Here is a 16,162-nt window from a genome sequence, read left to right on the forward strand (position 1 = left end):
GGTCGTCACAGGGGAATCCCCGAGGCCTTCGACAGCTTGAGCAGCCGCGGGTTGCCCCGCTTGTGCAGGGACGACACGACTCTGAAGACTTCCCTGCCCATGGGGTGGATACGTGCCATCTGCGGAGCCACCTCCCACGCTCGCGTCAGACTTGCGAGCGCGGCGTCCCTGTCACCCGTGTCGAGCTGCGCTCGCGCGATGTTGATGTACGTGGGGGCGATACGGGTGGGCGGCAGGCCGGACAGCGCACGATCGAGGTTGTCCGTGAGGCCGAGTGCTTCCCGTGGACTCCCGAGATCCACCCGCGTGGCCAGCTCATGCGTGAAGGTGTTCCGGGGGCCGATGGTGAGCCCGTGCACCCGCACTTCCCGGTTCATCCACCGGCAGGCGGCCCGCGTCGACCGGATGTGCCGCTCGGCTTCCCGTCTGGCCTCCTTCTTGTCCTGGAGCCTCCCCGCCAAGGTCATTCCCCGCAGATTGAGGATGCCGACAGCGATGTCCCGCTCATCGCCCGACAGCGTGGCCTGCGCCTCTCCGATGGCGCGGTCCACCAGGGTCAGGCCCCGCTCGGTGTCGCCGAAGTTCAGATAGGTCCCTGCCCGGTCCCTGGCGGCCACGGCCATGCCCAGCGGGTTGGGCTGCTGCTCCGCGGCCCACCGCTGCCGGGCCACCGCCAGCTCTGCCATGTCCATCCACCTGTGGCGCGCGGCCAGCCAGTAGACGCTGCTGTACACGTCGGCCAGCGCCATCCACGCCGTCGGCGTGTTCTCGGCGTGCGCATATGCCGTGGCGTCCCGGAGAAGCCGAGGGAGCATCCCTTTGAGGGCGGCCACATCGACCTTCGACCGGCACCTGTCGGCCTCCGTCAGGGCCGTCCGCACCGCTCCCTCCGGCACGCTGCGCTGCTCCGGCAGGTCGTAGTCCCGGATGGCCGCGCGAAGAGCTGTGAGGCGTGGCCCCTCGCGCTTGTCGACCGGGGCCTTTCCGAGAACCTGATCCATGGTCAGCCCCATGGGTTCCCCCAGGGCGGCGGCCACGGCCGGCGTGAGTGTCCGGTCCCCCACCTCGATTTTGGAGAGCTGGGATTCAGAGACGTTCGCCAGCCGGGCGAGACGCCGTTGCGTCAGTCCGTGCTCCTTGCGGAGCGCTGCCAGGTTCGCGCCAGGTGCAAGATCCATGATCGTTCTTCCTCGCGATGCGGCCCTGCCGCCATGGTCTCAGCCTGCCGAAGTACCCGCAGGCGCGTTGTGCGAAGGGTGTGCAAGTTCCCCTCGCTCGCCCGGCGTTGAATGGATGTGTCATCAACCGCAACGGAGTGGTCGTGGAAGAGGTGAGCTTCGTGTCAACCATGGCGAAGGACGCGAGAGACAAGATCGGAACGACCGCGACGGAGCTGGGGATCTCCCTCCCCGGGCTCCGCGTCGACAAGATTCAGGGCACGCACGTGGTCGTACTGGGTTCGTGCGGAGCACACAGCGCGATGCTCCTGGCCAACGCCCTCGCAGCCGCGAAGGAAGCCACCCCGCGAGGGCCTCGGCGACCTACCCCATGACCATGACGACCGTGCTGCGGAACTGTCCCCAGTGCCGAAGGCCCCTCAACTACGGCCCTCGCGATCAACGGTGCGGGTGCGGATCGTTCAAGTCGCGCCCGTGATCACGCCCCGGCCCCGGTCGCCTGCGGCGCCATACCGGTGCCATGCGCCAGGTGACCGGGGCTCTTCGACACGGACGGCTGCGCCCGGGGGCGGGCGTGCCGCTGCGGGGTGGGGGCGGTGGGTGGGCCCGCCCCGGGCGTCAGCCTGTGCGGGGTGCTGCGGGTGGCGCGTCGTGGGGCCGCAGCGGGTGGGGGGGTGGGCGGGGCCGGGCGCGGGAGGGCGCCCGCGCCCCGGCTTCGTCGGGCCGGGCGGTGGGTGGGGCCGTCCCCGGCTGGTCGTCTCCGGCTAGAAGGCGGCCCTGATCTCGCCCACCGGGGCCCCGCCGCCGTGCAAGGGCGCCTCCGCCAGGCGGGACAGGACCGGGGCCTCCACGCCCGCCAGGGCCAGGGCGCGGGCCAGGACCGGGCCGAGGACCCGGGTGCCGCCGTCGTCGATCTTGAAGGCCAGGGCCCGCCCGTCCGCGAGGGCCACGGCCTGCACCGCCTCGGCGCCCATCTTGGACAGCGTCCCGGGCAGCTCCCGCATGAGCCACGTGTCCGGCCGCCGCGTCCCCGCCACGTACTCCGGGTGCGCCCGCATCGCGTCGGCCACGCGCCGCTCGGCCGTACCGGGCGCCGCCAGGACGAAATGGCGGTAGGCGCGGGCGAGGCCCGTCAGGGAGATCGCCATCAAGGGCGCCCCGCAGCCGTCCGTGCCGACGGCGGCCACCGGCTCCCCCGCGGCCTCCTCGATCACCTGGTGCGCCAGGAGCTGGAGCGGATGCGCGGGGTCCAGATACGTCTCCCTGTCCCAGCCGTTCAGGTCGCACACCGCGAGCATCGCCGTGTGCTTGCCGGAGCAGTTCATGGTGACGCGGTCCCGCACGGCACCCGCCGCGAGATAGGTCTCGGCCTCGACGGGGTCGAGCGGCAGGTCGGGCGGGCACTGGAGCGCGACCTCGGTCAGCCCGTGCTCGGCGAGCATCTTCCGCACCAGGTCCCGATGGAACGTTTCACCGGAGTGGCTGGCGGCCGCGAGGGCGAGCCGCTCCCCCTCCAGGTCGAGCCCGGCCCGCAGCACCGCCGCGGCCTGCATCGGCTTGTTCGTGGAGCGCGGGAAGACGGGCGCGGAGACGTCCCCGAGCGCCAGCTCGACCTCGCCGTCCGCCCCGAGCAGCACGAGGCTGCCCCGGTGGCGGCCCTCGACGAAGCCGGAACGTACGACTTCGGCGAGGACCGGCGGTATGACGGGGGTGGCGGCGGACGTCGGCGTCATCTTCGGCTCCGTGGTGCGGGTGGTGCGACGGACCCGCCGCGCCACGGAACGGCCGGGGGCACGGAGGCGGCCGGGATCAGGGGGATCGCCGGGCGCTCCGGGCCGCAGGGGCCGAGCGGGTCACGCGAGCAGGTCGTCTACTTGTGCTTCGCCTTCACGGTACCTGCGCGCGATCTCCGCGCTGCAATCGTCCGTGGTCCGCTGCATCTCCTGGCGGCGCCGCGACACCTGCTTCTCGTACCGCACGAGGCGGCCCATGGCCGTGTGCAGCTCGTCGTCCGTGCGGGCGGCCAGGTCGGAGAGCGCGACCTCGGCGAGCATGTCGGCGGCGAGGCGCCGGTACTCCTCGCTGTGCGGCGTGCCGAGCGTCACGTGCCGGGCCGACGCGCGGCGGCGGGCCGGGCCGTCCGTGAGGATCTCCGGGAGCCGGTCCACGACGAGGCCCGCCGTCCCGTCGCCGTCCGGACACCCCGGGCCGTCCGCGCCGCCGTCCTGGGTCGCCGCCGTGCGCGGCCGCGCACGGCGCGCGGTCTCGGCGCGCAGGATGTCGATGCGCCCCTGGAGGAGCCGTCGTACGTAGCTCAGATCGGCCTCGTCCTGCTGCGCGGCGCGGCGCAGCTCGCGCAGCTCCGGCAGGCGCAGCGCGGCCAGGTCGGGGGCGGGTGCCCCGGCCAGGACGGGGCTGTCGGTGCGCTGGGCGGGCGGGCGCGGCACCGGCGCTCCGCCGAAGCCGCTGGCCTGCCGCGCCCTGGGCGCACTGGGCGTACTGGGTGTGCTCATGTGGCTCTACCGTCCCCTCAGCCGGCGCGGTACACCGCGTGTGAGCATGGTGCCACCCCTCGTGGCCACTCTGTGACCGAGTGACCCCAATCGGCCCCGGATGGGGGGTTCTGGACCGGCGTACGGGCGGCGCGCGCGGCAGGGCATGATGGCGGCATGCGTGCGGTGGTGCAGAGGGTGGACGGCGCGAGCGTCGTCGTGGACGGCGAGACGGTCGGCGAGATCACGGGCGAGGGCCTGTGCGTGCTCGTCGGGGTCACGCACGACGACACCAAGGAGAAGGCCGCGCAGCTGGCCCGCAAGCTGTGGTCCGTACGGATGCTGCGCGACGAGAGGTCCTGCTCGGACGTCGACGCGCCGCTCCTCGTGATCAGTCAGTTCACCCTGTACGGCGACGCGCGCAAGGGCCGCAGGCCCACGTGGAACGCGGCCGCGCCAGGGGACGTGGCGGAGCCGCTGGTCGACGAGGTCGTCGCCCAGCTGCGGGCCCTCGGCGCGACCGTCGCCACGGGGCGCTTCGGCGCGGCGATGAGGGTGGGCCTCACCAACGACGGGCCCTTCACGGTGCTCCTGGAGATGTGAGACGCCGCCCTCCCGAACCGGGGGCCGGCCGCCCCCCGGGCCCCCGCCCTTGTCGGCGCTCCGCGCGAGCGCGCCGGCGCGATGAAAGGGCGGGCAGGGAGGGAACCCGGAGGCTACGGCTCGACCACGGTTTCCTGGGCCGCGGCGGTGGTGCCCGCCACCAGCTCCGCGTCCACGGGTACGTTCCGCTTCACCAGGGCCAGGGCGATCGGACCCAGCTCGTGGTGGCGCGCGGACGTCGTGATGAAGCCGAGCTTGCGGCCATCGGGCCCGTCCGCGGCGAGGTGGACCGGCGTCCCGTGCGCCGGCAGGTGCACCTCGCTGCCGTCCAGGTGCAGGAAGACCAGGCGGCGCGGCGGCTTGCCCAGGTTCTGGACGCGGGCGACGGTCTCCTGGCCGCGGTAGCAGCCCTTCTGGAGGTGCACGGCGGTGCCGATCCAGCCCAGCTCGTGCGGGATGGTGCGGTGGTCGGTCTCGAAGGCGAGCCGGGGCCGGTGCTGCTCGACGCGCAGCGCCTCGTGGGCGAGGAGCCCGGCGGCGGGGCCGTGCGCCTCGGCGAAGGCGGGCAGCTCCGCGCGCGGCAGGAAGGCGTCGCGGCCGTGCGCGGTCTCCCGTACGGCGACGCCGTCGGGCAGGGCGGCGATCGAACCGGCGGGCAGGTGCACGACCGCGAAGTCCTCGGTGCGGTCGGCGACTTCGACGCGGTAGAAGAACTTCATGCTCTCCAGGTACGCGATGAGCGCCTCCTGGGTGCCGGGCTCGACGTGCGCCCACATCGTCTCGCCGTCGTCGACGAGGTAGAGGGCGTGCTCGATGTGCCCGTTGGCGGAGAGGATCAGCGCCTCGGTGGCCCGGCCCGCCGGGAGGTCGCTGACGTGCTGGGTGAGCAGCAGGTGCAGCCAGCTCAGCCGGTCGGCACCGGTCACGGTGACCACGCCGCGGTGCGAGAGGTCGACGAATCCGGTGCCGTCGGCGAGGGCGCGCTGCTCGCGGAACAGGTCGCCGTAGTGGGCGGCGACGCCTTCGTCCACGCCCTCGGCGGGGACGGCGCCGGGCAGGGACAGCAGGGGGCTCTTCATGTTCACAAAGACTACGACCCGCGGAGCCCCGTGTTTATTTCTCCCCGGGGCCGTCGCCGGGGGTCTTCGCCGGGGCGGCACCCGCGGCGGGGTCCGCAGCGTCCTCGGCGTCCTCGGCCGGGGCCTCCGCCGCACACGCCCCGCACTTCCCGAAGATCGCGAAGTGCTTCATGTCCGTCTCGAAGCCGAACATCGCGCGGAGCTTCTCGGTGAAGTCCGCGGCGACGCCGAGGTCGGCCTCGATGACCGCCGTGCAGTCCCGGCACACCAGGTGGATGTGGTGGTGGCGGTCCGCGAGGTGGTAGGTGGGCGCGCCGTGTCCGAGGTGGGCGTGGGAGACGAGCCCCAGCTCCTCCAGGAGTTCCAGGGTGCGGTAGACGGTGGAGATGTTGATCCCCGACGCCGTCTTGCGGACCTCGCAGAGGATGTCGTCGGGGGTCGCGTGCTCCAGGGCGTCGACGGCCTCGAGCACGAGCTGTCGCTGCGGTGTCAGGCGGTAACCGCGCTGCCGCAGGTCGCTCTTCCAGTCCGTCGTCACGTCCGGGTCTGTGGTCACCACACCACCGAGTCTAAGGACTACTTGAAGAAGGCGATGCCGTCGTCGGGGAGATCGCCGAGGTTGCGGGCCATCTCCGCGACCTCTTCGGGGGACACGACCTTCTTGAGCTGGGCCGACATGTAGGGGCGCAGCGGCACCTCGGGGGTCTGCTTCTCGCCGACCCACATCAGGTCGCTCTTCACGTAGCCGTACAGGCGCTTGCCGCCGCTGTACGGGCCGGAGGCCGCGGTGCGGGCGACGGCGTCGGTGGCCAGGTCGATCTGGGGCTTCTGGTCGGCCAGCTCGCCGTACCAGACCTCGACGACGCCGTCCTGGCGGACCATGACGACCTCGACCTTGCGGTCCTTGTCCACGCGCCAGAACCCGGACTCGGACTCCAGCGGCTCGGTCTTCTTGCCCTCGGCGTCGAGCACCCACGTGTGCGAGTGGTACTCCAGGAAGTCCCGCCCGTCGTGCGTGAAGGTGACCTCCTGGCCGAAGTTCGCCTTGGCGGAGCCGGGGAAGTCGGTGACGCCCGCGCCCTCCCAGGTGCCGAGGAGCCAGACGAGGGGGACGAGGTCGGGGTGCAGGTCGGACGGAATCTGGATCATGGGTTGCTCAGGAGTCTCTCGTGGGGGTCCCGGTGGGGGGTCAGCGCTGGCCTTGGTACAGCTTCTTCACGGCCAGACCGGTGAAGGCGAGAACGCCGACGCAGACCAGGACAAGGAGTGCGGAGAAGAAGGCCTCAAGCACGGGGTGCTCCTCGGTGAGCTGTGGTGAGCGGTAACAGAGCCAGGCTCCACTGTAGTGGGGCCGCGCGTCCGCTTCTCGGCGAGGTCCGCCGTACGCTGGACGTATGTACGCGCGACGGCGTCAGGTGTACTTCGCCATGATGGGCACGTGCCTGGCCCTCTTCGTCCTGGCCTGGTCAGTCGTGCGGCTCTGGTCGGTGCCGGCCGCGGTCGGGATGTGCGTGGTGGCGATGGTGATCCCCCCGCTCGCGGCCATGGTGGCGAACCGCAGGGGCCCCGACGACCGCTGGTGGGACGACCCGTCCGGGGACCCCAGGTCGGACGAGTGGTGGGACGAACTCGACGGCAAGCGCCGCCGTCCTTAGCGGGTGCCCGACAGTTGATCGGCCTTCGGCCTCGTCCTCAAACGCCGGACGGGCTGAATACTCACGGCCCGATCCGGATACTTTCAGCCTGTCCGGCGTTTGAGGACGAGGCACGGAGCGCCGATGAACGCCCGCCCAGGCCAGAGGCCGCACCCCGTGGCGTCCAACCCCTGAGGTGCGGCCCCCGGCCGTGGATGAGGCTCAGACCGCGATCGCGACCTCGGCGAGCCCGCCCTTCTGCGCGACCACGGTGCGGTCGGCGCTGCCGCCCGGCACGAGCGCCCGTACGGTCCACGTGCCCTCGGCCGCGTAGAAGCGGAACTGGCCCGTCGCCGAGGTCGGCACCTCGGCGGTGAACTCGCCGGTCGAGTCCAGCAGCCGGACGTAGCCGGTCACCGGCTCGCCGTCGCGGGTCACCTGGCCCTGGATGGTGGTCTCACCGGCCTTCGCCGTCGAGGCGTCGGGGCCGCCTGCCTTGGCTCCACACATGACGTACTCCTAGTGAATGAGAGGGAGGGGAAGGGGCGGCGGGCTACTTGTCGGCGCCCAGCTCGATCGGCACGCCGACGAGGGAGCCGTACTCGGTCCAGGAGCCGTCGTAGTTCTTGACGTTCTCGACGCCGAGCAGCTCGTGCAGCACGAACCAGGTCAGGGCCGAGCGCTCGCCGATGCGGCAGTAGGCGATGGTGTCCGTGCCGAGGTCCACCTGCTCGTCGGCGTAGAGGGCGCGCAGCTCGTCGTCCGACTTGAAGGTGCCGTCGTCGTTGGCGTTCTTCGACCACGGGATGTTGCGGGCGCTCGGCACGTGGCCGGGGCGCTGCGACTGCTCCTGCGGGAGGTGGGCCGGGGCGAGCAGCTTGCCGGAGAACTCGTCGGGCGAGCGGACGTCGACGAGGTTCTGCGAGCCGATCGCGGCGACGACGTCGTCGCGGAAGGCGCGGATGGAGGTGTCCTGGGGCTTGGCCTTGTACGACGTCTCGGCGCGCTGCGGCACCTGGGAGCCGTCGACCAGGTCGCGCGAGTCCAGCTCCCACTTCTTGCGGCCGCCGTCGAGGAGGCGCACGTCCTGGTGGCCGTAGAGCTTGAAGTACCAGAAGGCGTAGGAGGCGAACCAGTTGTTGTTGCCGCCGTAGAGGACGACCGTGGAGTCGTTCGCGATGCCCTTGGCGGAGAGGAGCTTCTCGAAGCCCTCCTGGTCGATGAAGTCGCGGCGGACCGGGTCCTGGAGGTCCTTGGTCCAGTCGATCCGGATCGCGTTCTTGATGTGGTTCTTGTCGTACGCCGAGGTGTCCTCGTCCACCTCGACGAGGACGACCTTCGGGTCGTCGATGTGGGCCTCGACCCAGTCGGCGTCTACCAGGACGTCGCTGCGGCTCATGCGTTTCTCCTCCGGAGCAGGTGCGGCGAAGCGGAACGGTGAGGTGCGGATACGCGGATGCGGGGAGGCACGGGCGCACCGCACGGGATGGCCCTGACGGCGGTCAACGGGCCGGGGGGATACGGGAGTCGGGCATCCCGCTCAGAGAGCGCGACAGAGCATGGCGGCGACGCGGCACAGGTCCACTGCCCGCCGCTTCGTGAGATCCGCCTGTCGGTGCATGGGTCCGATCGTAGGGACGGGGGGACGGCCGTGTCACCGGCATGTCGGATGGTGAGACAATTTCGTCCACCATGTGAGCAGAGTGCCGCTTTCCGGCCGTCGGCGAGGGCGCGCCGCCCCGCTCCCGCAGGAGGGGTGGGCGTCCGCCATCTGAAGGGCGGACACCTTCGTCTCGTACTACGGACAGAGCCCGCGCGGAAACCGGCGCGCCGGGGGACCCGGGGCCGCCCTCCCGCCAGGGAACTCGGAGCCCGGGGTCAGGACACCAGGGCCACGTTCTCGCCCTTGACCGCCACGTTCACCCCGTCCGGCGCGGCCTGCACCGTGTCGAGCTGGATGCCGCCGGGCAGGTCGGAGACCTTCTCCTGGAAGTCGGTGACGTCGCGGACCAGGCCCTCGGGCAGGGGCACGCTGACGCCGAGCACGTTCAGCTTGTCCGGGATCTTGTCGGCGTGCACGCGGATGGTGTCGCCCTCGACGCTGACCGTGCTGAGCACGTCCACGGGCTCGGGCAGCTTCGTGCCGCCCTTGCTGACCTCGACCGAGACCTTGATCTTGCCGTCGCCGCCGTCGGAGAGGCCGACGACCTCGCCCTTCGCGCCGAGCGGCAGCTCCACCGGCTCGGCCTTCGCGGCCTTGAGCAGCTCGTCGTAGGAGATCCGGGCGACCCCCGCTGCCCGGTCGGCGGTGGCGGAGCTGTAGTCGCTGGAGAAGTCGACGCCGTGCATGGTGGCGCTGAGGTCGGCGACGCGGATGGTGTCGCCGTCCGACTTGGCGTCGTAGTCCTTCATCGTGATCTCGACGTCGTCGAGCTTGCCGCCGATCACCTGCGTCAGGAACGGGAAGCCCTTGATCGACACGTCAGGGGTGCTGCTCAGCCCCTCCTGACTCTTGATCTTGTCGGCCGCCTCGCTCTCCGCGTACGAGACGGCGAAGCGGTCGGCCGCCACGAACAGGCCGCCGAGGACCACGACGACGATCAGGAGTATGCGTATCGCGCGCTTGCTCATGCCTGGATTCCCATTCCCCCGCCTCAGAGTCAGTTGCCGCGAGCCTAAAGGACAGGCCCCCTGCCGGGACGCCCGGCAGGGGACCTGTCGAACAGCTGTGACGATCGCCTCGCACGTGTACGAGTCGGGCGCGCGGCGCCCGCGGGTCAGCCGATGGCACGCCCCAGGAGGTACACCGCGGGCGCGGCGGCGGCCAGCGGCAGCGCGACCCCGGCCGTGAAGTGGACGAACCGCGACGGGTAGTCGTAGCTGGCGACGCGGTGCCCCACGAGCGCGCACACCCCGGCGGCGAGTCCGAGCAGCGCGCCCTTGGAGCCGAAGTCCGTGGGCCCGCCGACCGCGATGCCCGCGCCGGCCGCCGCGAGCAGCGCCACGACCACGGACGCGGGGGTGGGCAGCGGCAGCGCGCGGGCGAGCACGGCCGCCGCGACCGCGATGCCGCCGACGGTCGCCGCCTCGTGCGCGGCGGCCAGGTGCCCGGCCGCGATGATCGTGAGCGCGCTGGAGGCGACGGTCGCCATCAGGCCGTACATCCGCTCGTCGGCACCGGCGTGGCTGCGCAGCTGGAGAACGAGGACGAGCAGCACCCAGACGCCGAGGGTGCCGAGGATCGCGACCGGCCCGTTGCCCTCGCCGGTGGCGAGAAGGGCGGCGTCGGCGACGAGCCCGCCGAGGAACGCGAGCGCGATGCCCTGCCGGGCGGGCCACATGCCGTTGAGCCGGAACCAGCCGGCGGCCGTCACGGCCTGGAGGATCACCAGCGGTACGAGCAGCGCGTACTGCCCCATCGCCGCGCCGCCCGCGAGCAGCAGACCGAGCACCGCCGTGAGCGCGGCGGGCTGCATCCCCGGCTCGATGACCGGCGACCGCCCCTCGGCCCGGGCACGCTGGGCGTCGGTGATGCGGGCGTTACCGGTGGTGGTGGCGGGCCCGTAGGAGGGCGCGGCCTCTTCGGGCCCGGGCGTCTCCTCCGCGGGCGGCTGGTACCCGCCCCCTCCCCCTGTGGGCGGCTGGTCCGCCCAGGGGGCGGAACGGGCGGGCACAGCCGAGGCGCCCTGATCCGTGTACTGGGGCTGGGCGTAAGCGGCCTCCGGGGCCGAAGCCGGGGCCCACTGATCGGCGGACTGCGAAGGCAGGTACGCGGTCTCACTCATGTCGACGGAAGGCGCCGCTGGCTGAATCTGCGTCTCCCAGGTCTGCCCCTGCCACTGCTGGGTATGGTCCTGGTGCTCCTGCTGCCCGGCGTAAGGGTCCTGATACCCCCACTGCTGCTGATACGGGGCATCGGCGTGCTGCGGCTGCGGCACCTGCTGCTGATACGGGTCATAGGGGTCATACCCCTGGTGCCCCTGATGCCCCTGCTGCGCCTGGTACGGGTCGTACCCCTGGTGCGGCTGGTCGCTCAACGTCATCCTCCTGCGAACGGCGGGAGCACCTCGACCGTGCCGCCCTCGGCCAGACGTACCGTCTCATGGGCGCGCGTGCCCACGGGGTCGCCGTCGACGAGGAACGAGCAGCGGAGCAGGACGCGCTCCAGTTCCCCGGGGTGTCGAACGCGGGCCGCGCTCAGCGCGTCGGCCAGCGTGGCCTCCGCGTACGGCTCCTCGGCAAGGCCCGCGGCCGCCTTCGCCGCGGCCCAGTACCGGATCGTCCCGGCTGCCATGGTGCCCCTCCTGCCACTCGTCACTCGGCGGTTGCCGACGTCCATGATGCCGTGGCCCAGTCGGCGATCCGCCCCAGGAGCGCGTCGTCCGCCGCGTGCTCGGCGTGGCCCATGCCCGCTTCCAGCCACAGCTCGGCCGCGCCGGACGCGGCGGCGGCCAGCATCCGCGGATGGTCGAGGGGGAAGTACGGGTCCCGGTCGCCGTGGACGATCAGGAGCGGGGTCGGCGCGAGCAGCGGCACGGCCTCCGTCGGCGACAGCGGCACCGGGTCCCACTCACGCGGATGGATGCGGGTGCGAAGCCCGAGCCGCCCCACGGCCCGGCCCGCCGGCCGGGTGACCAGCCAGTGCAGCCGCCGCATGGGTGCCGTGCCCCGGTAGAACCAACGGGCCGGGGCACTGACCGCGACGACCGCGTCAACCCGCGCTTCCGTGCGCCCCCTGTGCAACGCCGCCTGGCGCAGCACCACGGAGCCGCCCATGGAGAACCCGACGGTGACCACGCGCGTGTGCCCGAGCGAGCGCGCCCAGGCGACGGCCGCCGCCACGTCGAGCACCTCGCGGTCGCCGACCGTGGACCGCCCGCCGGAGACCCCGTGCCCCCGGAACGAGAACGTGACCACGGCCGCACGCTGCGCGAACGCCCGCGCGGCGCGCCGTACGTGCGGTCGCGCCCGGTCCCCCGTGAAGCCGTGCGCCACCACGATCGCGGGCCCGCCGACGGGCCCGGGACCCGGGTCGTACGCGGCGTCGATGCGTACCCCGTCCGCCGTACGGAGCGTCGTACGCAGCGTTGCGCTCCGCTGAACGTGAGTGATCGGGGGCACAGAAGATCGCGCCGTCTGACCTGCCGGACCGGAACTCATGTGGGCTATTCTGCTGCGCAGAGGATCCGGGCGACGCAGCCCCCGGGTCCTTTCGTGCTTTCCGGGCCGGTTGGTACGGACCGCGCGGAACGCGGTCGGTAAACGTAGCCTCAAGACCGGCGAGCACGGATGCCTCCCCGGGCGCGGGGGGTGTAGCAACGTACGAAGCAGTGCCCCCACGTCCTCGCACGGGACCCGAGGAGGAACCGACGTAATGGGCGAGCGAAACGTGTACGGCGGCCGGACGGCCGGTCAGGCCCCCAGGACAGAGGGGGCGGCGCGATGAGTTCTCTGCTGCTCCTGACCAACGCCCTCCAGCCGTCGGCGGAGGTGCTCCCCGCCCTCGGACTGCTCCTGCACAACGTGCGGGTGGCCCCCGCCGAGGGCCCGGCCCTCGTGGACACCCCCGGCGCCGACGTCATCCTCGTCGACGGGCGCCGCGACCTGCCGCAGGTCCGCAGCCTGTGCCAGCTCCTGCGCTCCACCGGGCCCGGCTGTCCGCTGCTCCTCGTCGTGACGGAGGGCGGCCTCGCCGCCGTCACCGCGGACTGGGGCATCGACGACGTCCTCCTGGACACCGCGGGCCCGGCCGAGGTCGAGGCGCGCCTGCGCCTGGCCATGGGCCGCAAGGAGATCACCGCCGACGACTCCCCCATGGAGATCCGCAACGGCGACCTGTCCGTGGACGAGGCGACGTACAGCGCGAAGCTGAAGGGCCGGGTCCTCGACCTGACCTTCAAGGAGTTCGAGCTGATCAAGTACCTGGCGCAACACCCGGGCCGGGTCTTCACGCGCGCCCAGCTGCTCCAGGAGGTCTGGGGCTACGACTACTTCGGCGGGACCCGCACGGTCGACGTGCACGTGCGCCGGCTGCGGGCGAAGCTCGGCGTCGAGCACGAGTCGCTCATCGGCACCGTGCGCAACGTGGGCTACCGCTTCGTCGTCCCGGAGAAGCCGGAGCGGGCAGAGCGGGCAGAGCGGGCGGAGCGGGCCGAGAAGACCGAGAAGACGGACGGTGAGCGGACGCCCCCTTCGTCCGCTTCGTCACGGCGGCCGTCCGCTCCGGTGTCCCGCACGCCCGAGGAAGCGGCCGCACGCCCTGCTCAGGGCTGACTCCATCCGCGTAGACTGCGCGCGTGGCCAAGGTGACGCGGGACGATGTGGCGCGACTGGCGGGTACTTCGACCGCGGTCGTGAGCTACGTCATCAACAACGGACCCCGGCCGGTCGCCCCGGCCACGCGCGAGCGTGTCCTCGCCGCGATCAAGGAGCTGGGCTACCGCCCGGACCGGGTCGCCCAGGCCATGGCGTCCCGCCGCACTGACCTCATAGGCATGATCGTGCCGGACGCGCGCCAGCCGTTCTTCGCGGAGATGACGCACGCGGTGGAGCAGGCGGCGTCCGAGCGCGGAAAGATGGTCCTGGTCGGCAACTCCGACTACGTGGAAGAGCGTGAGACCCACTATCTGCGGGCCTTCCTCGGCATGCGGGTCTCGGGTCTGATCCTCGTCAGCCACGGTCTGACGGATCAGGCGGCGGCCGAGATCGACGCGTGGGACGCGCGCGTGGTCCTGCTGCACGAGCGGCCCGAGGCCATCGACGACGTGGCCGTGGTCACGGACGACGTCGGCGGTGCCCAGCTCGCCACCCGGCACCTCCTGGAGCACGGACACGAGTACGTGGCCTGCGTCGGCGGGACGGCGGAGACCCCCACCGTCGGCGACCCGGTCTCCGACCACGTCGAGGGCTGGCGGCGCGCGATGCGCGAGGCGGGCCGGCCGACCGAGGGCCGGCTCTTCGAGGCGCCGTACAACCGCTACGACGCGTACCAGCTGGCGCTCGGCTTCCTGAGCGGGCCCGACCGGCCGACCGCGATCTTCTGCTCCACCGACGACCAAGCCATCGGTGTCCTGCGGGCCGCGCGCGAGCTGCGGATCGACGTGCCGGGCGAGCTGGCCGTCGCCGGGTTCGACGATGTGAAGGAGGCGGCGCTCACGGACCCGCCTCTCACGACGGTCGCTTCGGACCGCCCCGCGATGGCGCGCGCGGCCGTCGATCTGGTCCTCGACGACGGCCTGAGGGTCGCCGGGTCTCGGCGCGAGCGGCTGAAGGTCTTCCCGTCGCGGCTGGTGGTGCGCCGCTCCTGCGGCTGCGACGGCTAGCCGCGGCCCGCCGCGGCCACGTGTGGCCGGTCAGGGGAGCGGGCGGCGGACGAGCGGGTCGAGCGGGTCAGACGAGCCAGAGCTGACGGACCGACTTGCCGTCGCGGGACTTGAGCAGGACCTCATTGCCGCTTGCGGACTCTCGCTCGACGAGATCCAGGAGGGCCACGGCTCGTCGGACGGTCTCGGTGATGGAGATGCCCTTCTGCTCCTTGTACCAGCGCAGCTTGGCCGCTGTCTCCGCGTTGATGTTCACGCTGAGGCGGGTGCTTTGGGTGTCCGCCGCTGTGGTGGGCGTCTCGGTCGTGTTGTCAGCAGGCATGCCAGTTCCCCTCAGAACCTCAGTAGGCAAAGATGTCGCGGTCCGGACACACGGCGGCCCGGCGACTCCGTCCAGGGAATCCCCTGAACGCTCCCCGAGCGATCGCAGGCATCCGGGCCGACCCCGGCGCTGCGGATATGGGCGCTACCTGTCACAGGTCCGCGCCGGCGCACTGCGTGCGCCAGAAAACCAGGTCAGCGCGCACCGACCCCGGCGGTCCCACCGGCGTACGCACTGGATCTCACGGGGCCCATAAACGGTCGATGAACGCGCCCATGACTTGCTCCTCCCAGCCGTGCCCGTCGGAACGTGCCTTCCATGCTGCCCTCCCGCACACATCGTGTCAAGCAAATCCGTACTCGATGCGCCTTGGGTACACTTCCAGTGTGCATCAAATCCACATCGAGTGTGCGGCAGATGTTGAAATAGATCACATGCAATGTGCTAGCCTCGCTCAGGTGAAGCTTGGGGGTCCTGAGCTGTGGCACGGCCCCCTCGCCCACAGGGCGATCACCGGAGGGGGCACCACCGATGAATGAGCCGACACCCGCGCCAGGGGCGCGCGGGAAGACCCGGCACGTGACCGTGCAGCTCTGCTGCGCGACGAAGGTGGGCCACCTCACGCCCTACCGCGAATGGCACAACGAGCAGCAGCTCACCGAGGTGCCCGAACCCCCCGCGCCCTTCGGGGAGTTCATCGACGCCGCCGAGGAAGACCCCGGCCTCGGCTGCGAGGTGCTGCTGCGCGAGGACGAACTGCCCCTGCCGGACGGCGAGATCTGGCGGATCGGCCCTCCCGTCCCGGTGGAGCCCTGCGCCGCCGGGGAGCACGGGTGCCCTGTACACGAGTAACGAGGCGGGGAGGCACCGCCGACGGCGCCGCCCCCGTTCCCGACCCGGGAGGACGAGCAACCCTTGACGGACGCACCGACGTGGCGGCCGGGACCGCCGGCCCCCTGCCCGCCGGACGCGGGAGGGTGCCGTGACGACCGGACCCGGTGACGACCTGAGCGAGACCGAGCCGCCCTCCCGGGACGGGCTCGACCTCAGCTTCCTGCGCGACCACGTCCAGCCCGGCGGCGAGGCCGGTGCCGGTCCCGCCCTCATCGAGGACGAGCCGCCCTCCCCCGCCGGCCTCGACACCGAGAACTGGCTCAAGATCAGCAAGCAGCGGCATATGAACGAGACCCGGCGGGTGCTCGCCCTGGGGCTCTTCTGGCTCGTCTGCGTCCTGGCCGTGGTCCCCAGCCTGGCCCTGGTCTTCGGCCACTGGACCCACTTCAAGGCGGACAACTACCGCGAGCTGAGCCTCGTCTTCACCCCGGTGGTGGCCCTGGCCAGCGCGGCCTTCGGCTTCTTCTTCGCGAGCGACGAGCGCAACCGGGACCTGTGAGGCGCGCGGGGCCGGGGCCGGGGGCCGGGGCCCTGCGCCGACCCTTCACGTCGGGCCTTCATGTCAGGCCTTTATGTCGGGCAAACAGGGTTCTGCCGGGCTTCTCAGGGCGCCCTCAGCGGGCTCTCATCTGCGGCCG

At 72.0% G+C, this 16,162-nt stretch carries 20 protein-coding genes; 6 read left to right on the plus strand and 14 right to left on the minus strand.

Going from position 1 to position 16,162, the window contains the following annotated elements:
• Nucleotides 1-5: 5 nt before the first annotated feature.
• The 3 genes from AC07GB_RS32960 to AC07GB_RS32970 all read right to left on the minus strand — a co-directional run bounded on the left by AC07GB_RS32960 (nt 6) and on the right by AC07GB_RS32970 (nt 3,691).
• On the minus strand, nt 6-1,178 hold the full coding sequence (locus tag AC07GB_RS32960; RefSeq protein WP_478851947.1) for a helix-turn-helix domain-containing protein: 1,173 nt from the start codon (nt 1,176-1,178) through the stop codon (nt 6-8).
• 764 nt (nt 1,179-1,942) lie between these two features.
• The gene (locus tag AC07GB_RS32965) at nt 1,943-2,911 is read right to left on the minus strand and encodes an asparaginase (RefSeq protein WP_478851949.1); all 969 of its coding nucleotides are present in this window, start codon (nt 2,909-2,911) and stop codon (nt 1,943-1,945) included.
• A gap of 120 nt (nt 2,912-3,031) precedes the next feature.
• Nucleotides 3,032-3,691, minus strand: coding sequence for an RsiG family protein (locus AC07GB_RS32970; RefSeq protein WP_478851951.1), 660 nt, complete (start codon nt 3,689-3,691; stop codon nt 3,032-3,034).
• Between the two features lie 156 nt (nt 3,692-3,847).
• Between AC07GB_RS32970 and dtd the strand changes: the two genes are divergently transcribed.
• The gene (dtd, locus tag AC07GB_RS32975) at nt 3,848-4,273 is read left to right on the plus strand and encodes a D-aminoacyl-tRNA deacylase (protein WP_478851953.1); all 426 of its coding nucleotides are present in this window, start codon (nt 3,848-3,850) and stop codon (nt 4,271-4,273) included.
• Nucleotides 4,274-4,386: 113 nt separating this feature from the next.
• On the opposite strand, the gene ygfZ is transcribed toward dtd, so the two are convergent.
• From ygfZ to AC07GB_RS32990, 3 genes are read right to left on the minus strand one after another with little or no spacing between them, the layout of a single operon-like run.
• A complete protein-coding gene (gene ygfZ / locus AC07GB_RS32980; protein WP_478851955.1) occupies nt 4,387-5,352 on the minus strand; it encodes a CAF17-like 4Fe-4S cluster assembly/insertion protein YgfZ in 966 nt (321 codons plus the stop codon).
• 34 nt (nt 5,353-5,386) lie between these two features.
• A complete protein-coding gene (locus tag AC07GB_RS32985) occupies nt 5,387-5,890 on the minus strand; it encodes a Fur family transcriptional regulator (protein ID WP_478852047.1) in 504 nt (167 codons plus the stop codon).
• Nucleotides 5,891-5,928: 38 nt separating this feature from the next.
• Nucleotides 5,929-6,501 (minus strand): heme-binding beta-barrel domain-containing protein, encoded by a 573-nt coding sequence (locus AC07GB_RS32990; protein WP_030686685.1) that lies wholly within the window; start codon nt 6,499-6,501, stop codon nt 5,929-5,931.
• A 245-nt stretch (nt 6,502-6,746) separates the two neighbouring features.
• Here AC07GB_RS32990 and AC07GB_RS32995 point away from each other — a divergent pair, with 245 nt between their 5' ends.
• Complete coding sequence (locus tag AC07GB_RS32995; RefSeq protein ID WP_478851957.1) at nt 6,747-7,007, plus strand: DUF3099 domain-containing protein; 261 nt, start codon at nt 6,747-6,749, stop codon at nt 7,005-7,007.
• Between the two features lie 201 nt (nt 7,008-7,208).
• Here the strand turns inward: AC07GB_RS32995 and AC07GB_RS33000 are convergent, their stop codons facing one another.
• The 7 genes from AC07GB_RS33000 to AC07GB_RS33030 all read right to left on the minus strand — a co-directional run bounded on the left by AC07GB_RS33000 (nt 7,209) and on the right by AC07GB_RS33030 (nt 12,146).
• The gene (locus AC07GB_RS33000; RefSeq protein ID WP_242719569.1) at nt 7,209-7,496 is read right to left on the minus strand and encodes a DUF1416 domain-containing protein; all 288 of its coding nucleotides are present in this window, start codon (nt 7,494-7,496) and stop codon (nt 7,209-7,211) included.
• A 43-nt stretch (nt 7,497-7,539) separates the two neighbouring features.
• Nucleotides 7,540-8,385 (minus strand): sulfurtransferase, encoded by an 846-nt coding sequence (locus tag AC07GB_RS33005; RefSeq protein WP_478851959.1) that lies wholly within the window; start codon nt 8,383-8,385, stop codon nt 7,540-7,542.
• A gap of 141 nt (nt 8,386-8,526) precedes the next feature.
• Nucleotides 8,527-8,607 carry a putative leader peptide gene (locus tag AC07GB_RS33010; protein WP_361843195.1) on the minus strand — a complete coding sequence of 27 codons (81 nt, stop codon included), beginning with the start codon at nt 8,605-8,607 and terminating at the stop codon, nt 8,527-8,529.
• A gap of 257 nt (nt 8,608-8,864) precedes the next feature.
• Nucleotides 8,865-9,617 (minus strand): LmeA family phospholipid-binding protein, encoded by a 753-nt coding sequence (locus tag AC07GB_RS33015; RefSeq protein ID WP_478851961.1) that lies wholly within the window; start codon nt 9,615-9,617, stop codon nt 8,865-8,867.
• Nucleotides 9,618-9,763: 146 nt separating this feature from the next.
• Nucleotides 9,764-11,023 carry a hypothetical protein gene (locus AC07GB_RS33020; RefSeq protein ID WP_478851963.1) on the minus strand — a complete coding sequence of 420 codons (1,260 nt, stop codon included), beginning with the start codon at nt 11,021-11,023 and terminating at the stop codon, nt 9,764-9,766.
• A 2-nt stretch (nt 11,024-11,025) separates the two neighbouring features.
• Nucleotides 11,026-11,280, minus strand: coding sequence for a MoaD/ThiS family protein (locus AC07GB_RS33025; protein WP_150511853.1), 255 nt, complete (start codon nt 11,278-11,280; stop codon nt 11,026-11,028).
• 20 nt (nt 11,281-11,300) lie between these two features.
• Entirely contained in the window at nt 11,301-12,146 is an 846-nt protein-coding gene (locus AC07GB_RS33030) for an alpha/beta hydrolase (RefSeq protein WP_478851965.1), read from the minus strand.
• A 282-nt stretch (nt 12,147-12,428) separates the two neighbouring features.
• Here AC07GB_RS33030 and AC07GB_RS33035 point away from each other — a divergent pair, with 282 nt between their 5' ends.
• On the plus strand, nt 12,429-13,259 hold the full coding sequence (locus tag AC07GB_RS33035; protein WP_478851967.1) for a response regulator transcription factor: 831 nt from the start codon (nt 12,429-12,431) through the stop codon (nt 13,257-13,259).
• A 23-nt stretch (nt 13,260-13,282) separates the two neighbouring features.
• Nucleotides 13,283-14,308, plus strand: a complete 1,026-nt coding sequence (locus AC07GB_RS33040) for a LacI family DNA-binding transcriptional regulator (RefSeq protein ID WP_478851969.1) — start codon at nt 13,283-13,285, stop codon at nt 14,306-14,308.
• Between the two features lie 67 nt (nt 14,309-14,375).
• Here AC07GB_RS33040 and AC07GB_RS33045 read toward each other — a convergent pair whose 3' ends face one another.
• Complete coding sequence (locus tag AC07GB_RS33045; RefSeq protein ID WP_478851970.1) at nt 14,376-14,630, minus strand: ribbon-helix-helix domain-containing protein; 255 nt, start codon at nt 14,628-14,630, stop codon at nt 14,376-14,378.
• Between the two features lie 531 nt (nt 14,631-15,161).
• Between AC07GB_RS33045 and AC07GB_RS33050 the strand changes: the two genes are divergently transcribed.
• Together AC07GB_RS33050 and AC07GB_RS33055 are read left to right on the plus strand one after the other, a co-directional pair.
• Nucleotides 15,162-15,482 (plus strand): hypothetical protein, encoded by a 321-nt coding sequence (locus AC07GB_RS33050; RefSeq protein WP_478851972.1) that lies wholly within the window; start codon nt 15,162-15,164, stop codon nt 15,480-15,482.
• A gap of 130 nt (nt 15,483-15,612) precedes the next feature.
• Nucleotides 15,613-16,023: a hypothetical protein gene (locus AC07GB_RS33055; protein WP_478851974.1), complete on the plus strand. Its 411-nt coding sequence runs from the start codon at nt 15,613-15,615 to the stop codon at nt 16,021-16,023.
• Nucleotides 16,024-16,162 lie beyond the last annotated feature (139 nt).

It is taken from the genome of Streptomyces sp. NPDC045778, assembly GCF_056431945.1.

Bases quoted from the DNA above. Each gene is read 5' to 3' on its own strand.
- AC07GB_RS32960 (WP_478851947.1), bottom strand. From the start codon at position 1,178: ATGGATCTTGCACCTGGCGCGAACCTGGCAGCGCTCCGCAAGGAGCAC.
- AC07GB_RS32965 (WP_478851949.1), bottom strand. From the start codon at position 2,911: ATGACGCCGACGTCCGCCGCCACCCCCGTCATACCGCCGGTCCTCGCC.
- AC07GB_RS32970 (WP_478851951.1), bottom strand. From the start codon at position 3,691: ATGAGCACACCCAGTACGCCCAGTGCGCCCAGGGCGCGGCAGGCCAGC.
- dtd (WP_478851953.1), top strand. From the start codon at position 3,848: ATGCGTGCGGTGGTGCAGAGGGTGGACGGCGCGAGCGTCGTCGTGGAC.
- ygfZ (WP_478851955.1), bottom strand. From the start codon at position 5,352: ATGAAGAGCCCCCTGCTGTCCCTGCCCGGCGCCGTCCCCGCCGAGGGC.
- AC07GB_RS32990 (WP_030686685.1), bottom strand. From the start codon at position 6,501: ATGATCCAGATTCCGTCCGACCTGCACCCCGACCTCGTCCCCCTCGTC.
- AC07GB_RS32995 (WP_478851957.1), top strand. From the start codon at position 6,747: ATGTACGCGCGACGGCGTCAGGTGTACTTCGCCATGATGGGCACGTGC.
- AC07GB_RS33000 (WP_242719569.1), bottom strand. From the start codon at position 7,496: ATGTGTGGAGCCAAGGCAGGCGGCCCCGACGCCTCGACGGCGAAGGCC.
- AC07GB_RS33005 (WP_478851959.1), bottom strand. From the start codon at position 8,385: ATGAGCCGCAGCGACGTCCTGGTAGACGCCGACTGGGTCGAGGCCCAC.
- AC07GB_RS33010 (WP_361843195.1), bottom strand. From the start codon at position 8,607: ATGCACCGACAGGCGGATCTCACGAAGCGGCGGGCAGTGGACCTGTGC.
- AC07GB_RS33015 (WP_478851961.1), bottom strand. From the start codon at position 9,617: ATGAGCAAGCGCGCGATACGCATACTCCTGATCGTCGTCGTGGTCCTC.
- AC07GB_RS33025 (WP_150511853.1), bottom strand. From the start codon at position 11,280: ATGGCAGCCGGGACGATCCGGTACTGGGCCGCGGCGAAGGCGGCCGCG.
- AC07GB_RS33030 (WP_478851965.1), bottom strand. From the start codon at position 12,146: ATGAGTTCCGGTCCGGCAGGTCAGACGGCGCGATCTTCTGTGCCCCCG.
- AC07GB_RS33035 (WP_478851967.1), top strand. From the start codon at position 12,429: ATGAGTTCTCTGCTGCTCCTGACCAACGCCCTCCAGCCGTCGGCGGAG.
- AC07GB_RS33045 (WP_478851970.1), bottom strand. From the start codon at position 14,630: ATGCCTGCTGACAACACGACCGAGACGCCCACCACAGCGGCGGACACC.
- AC07GB_RS33050 (WP_478851972.1), top strand. From the start codon at position 15,162: ATGAATGAGCCGACACCCGCGCCAGGGGCGCGCGGGAAGACCCGGCAC.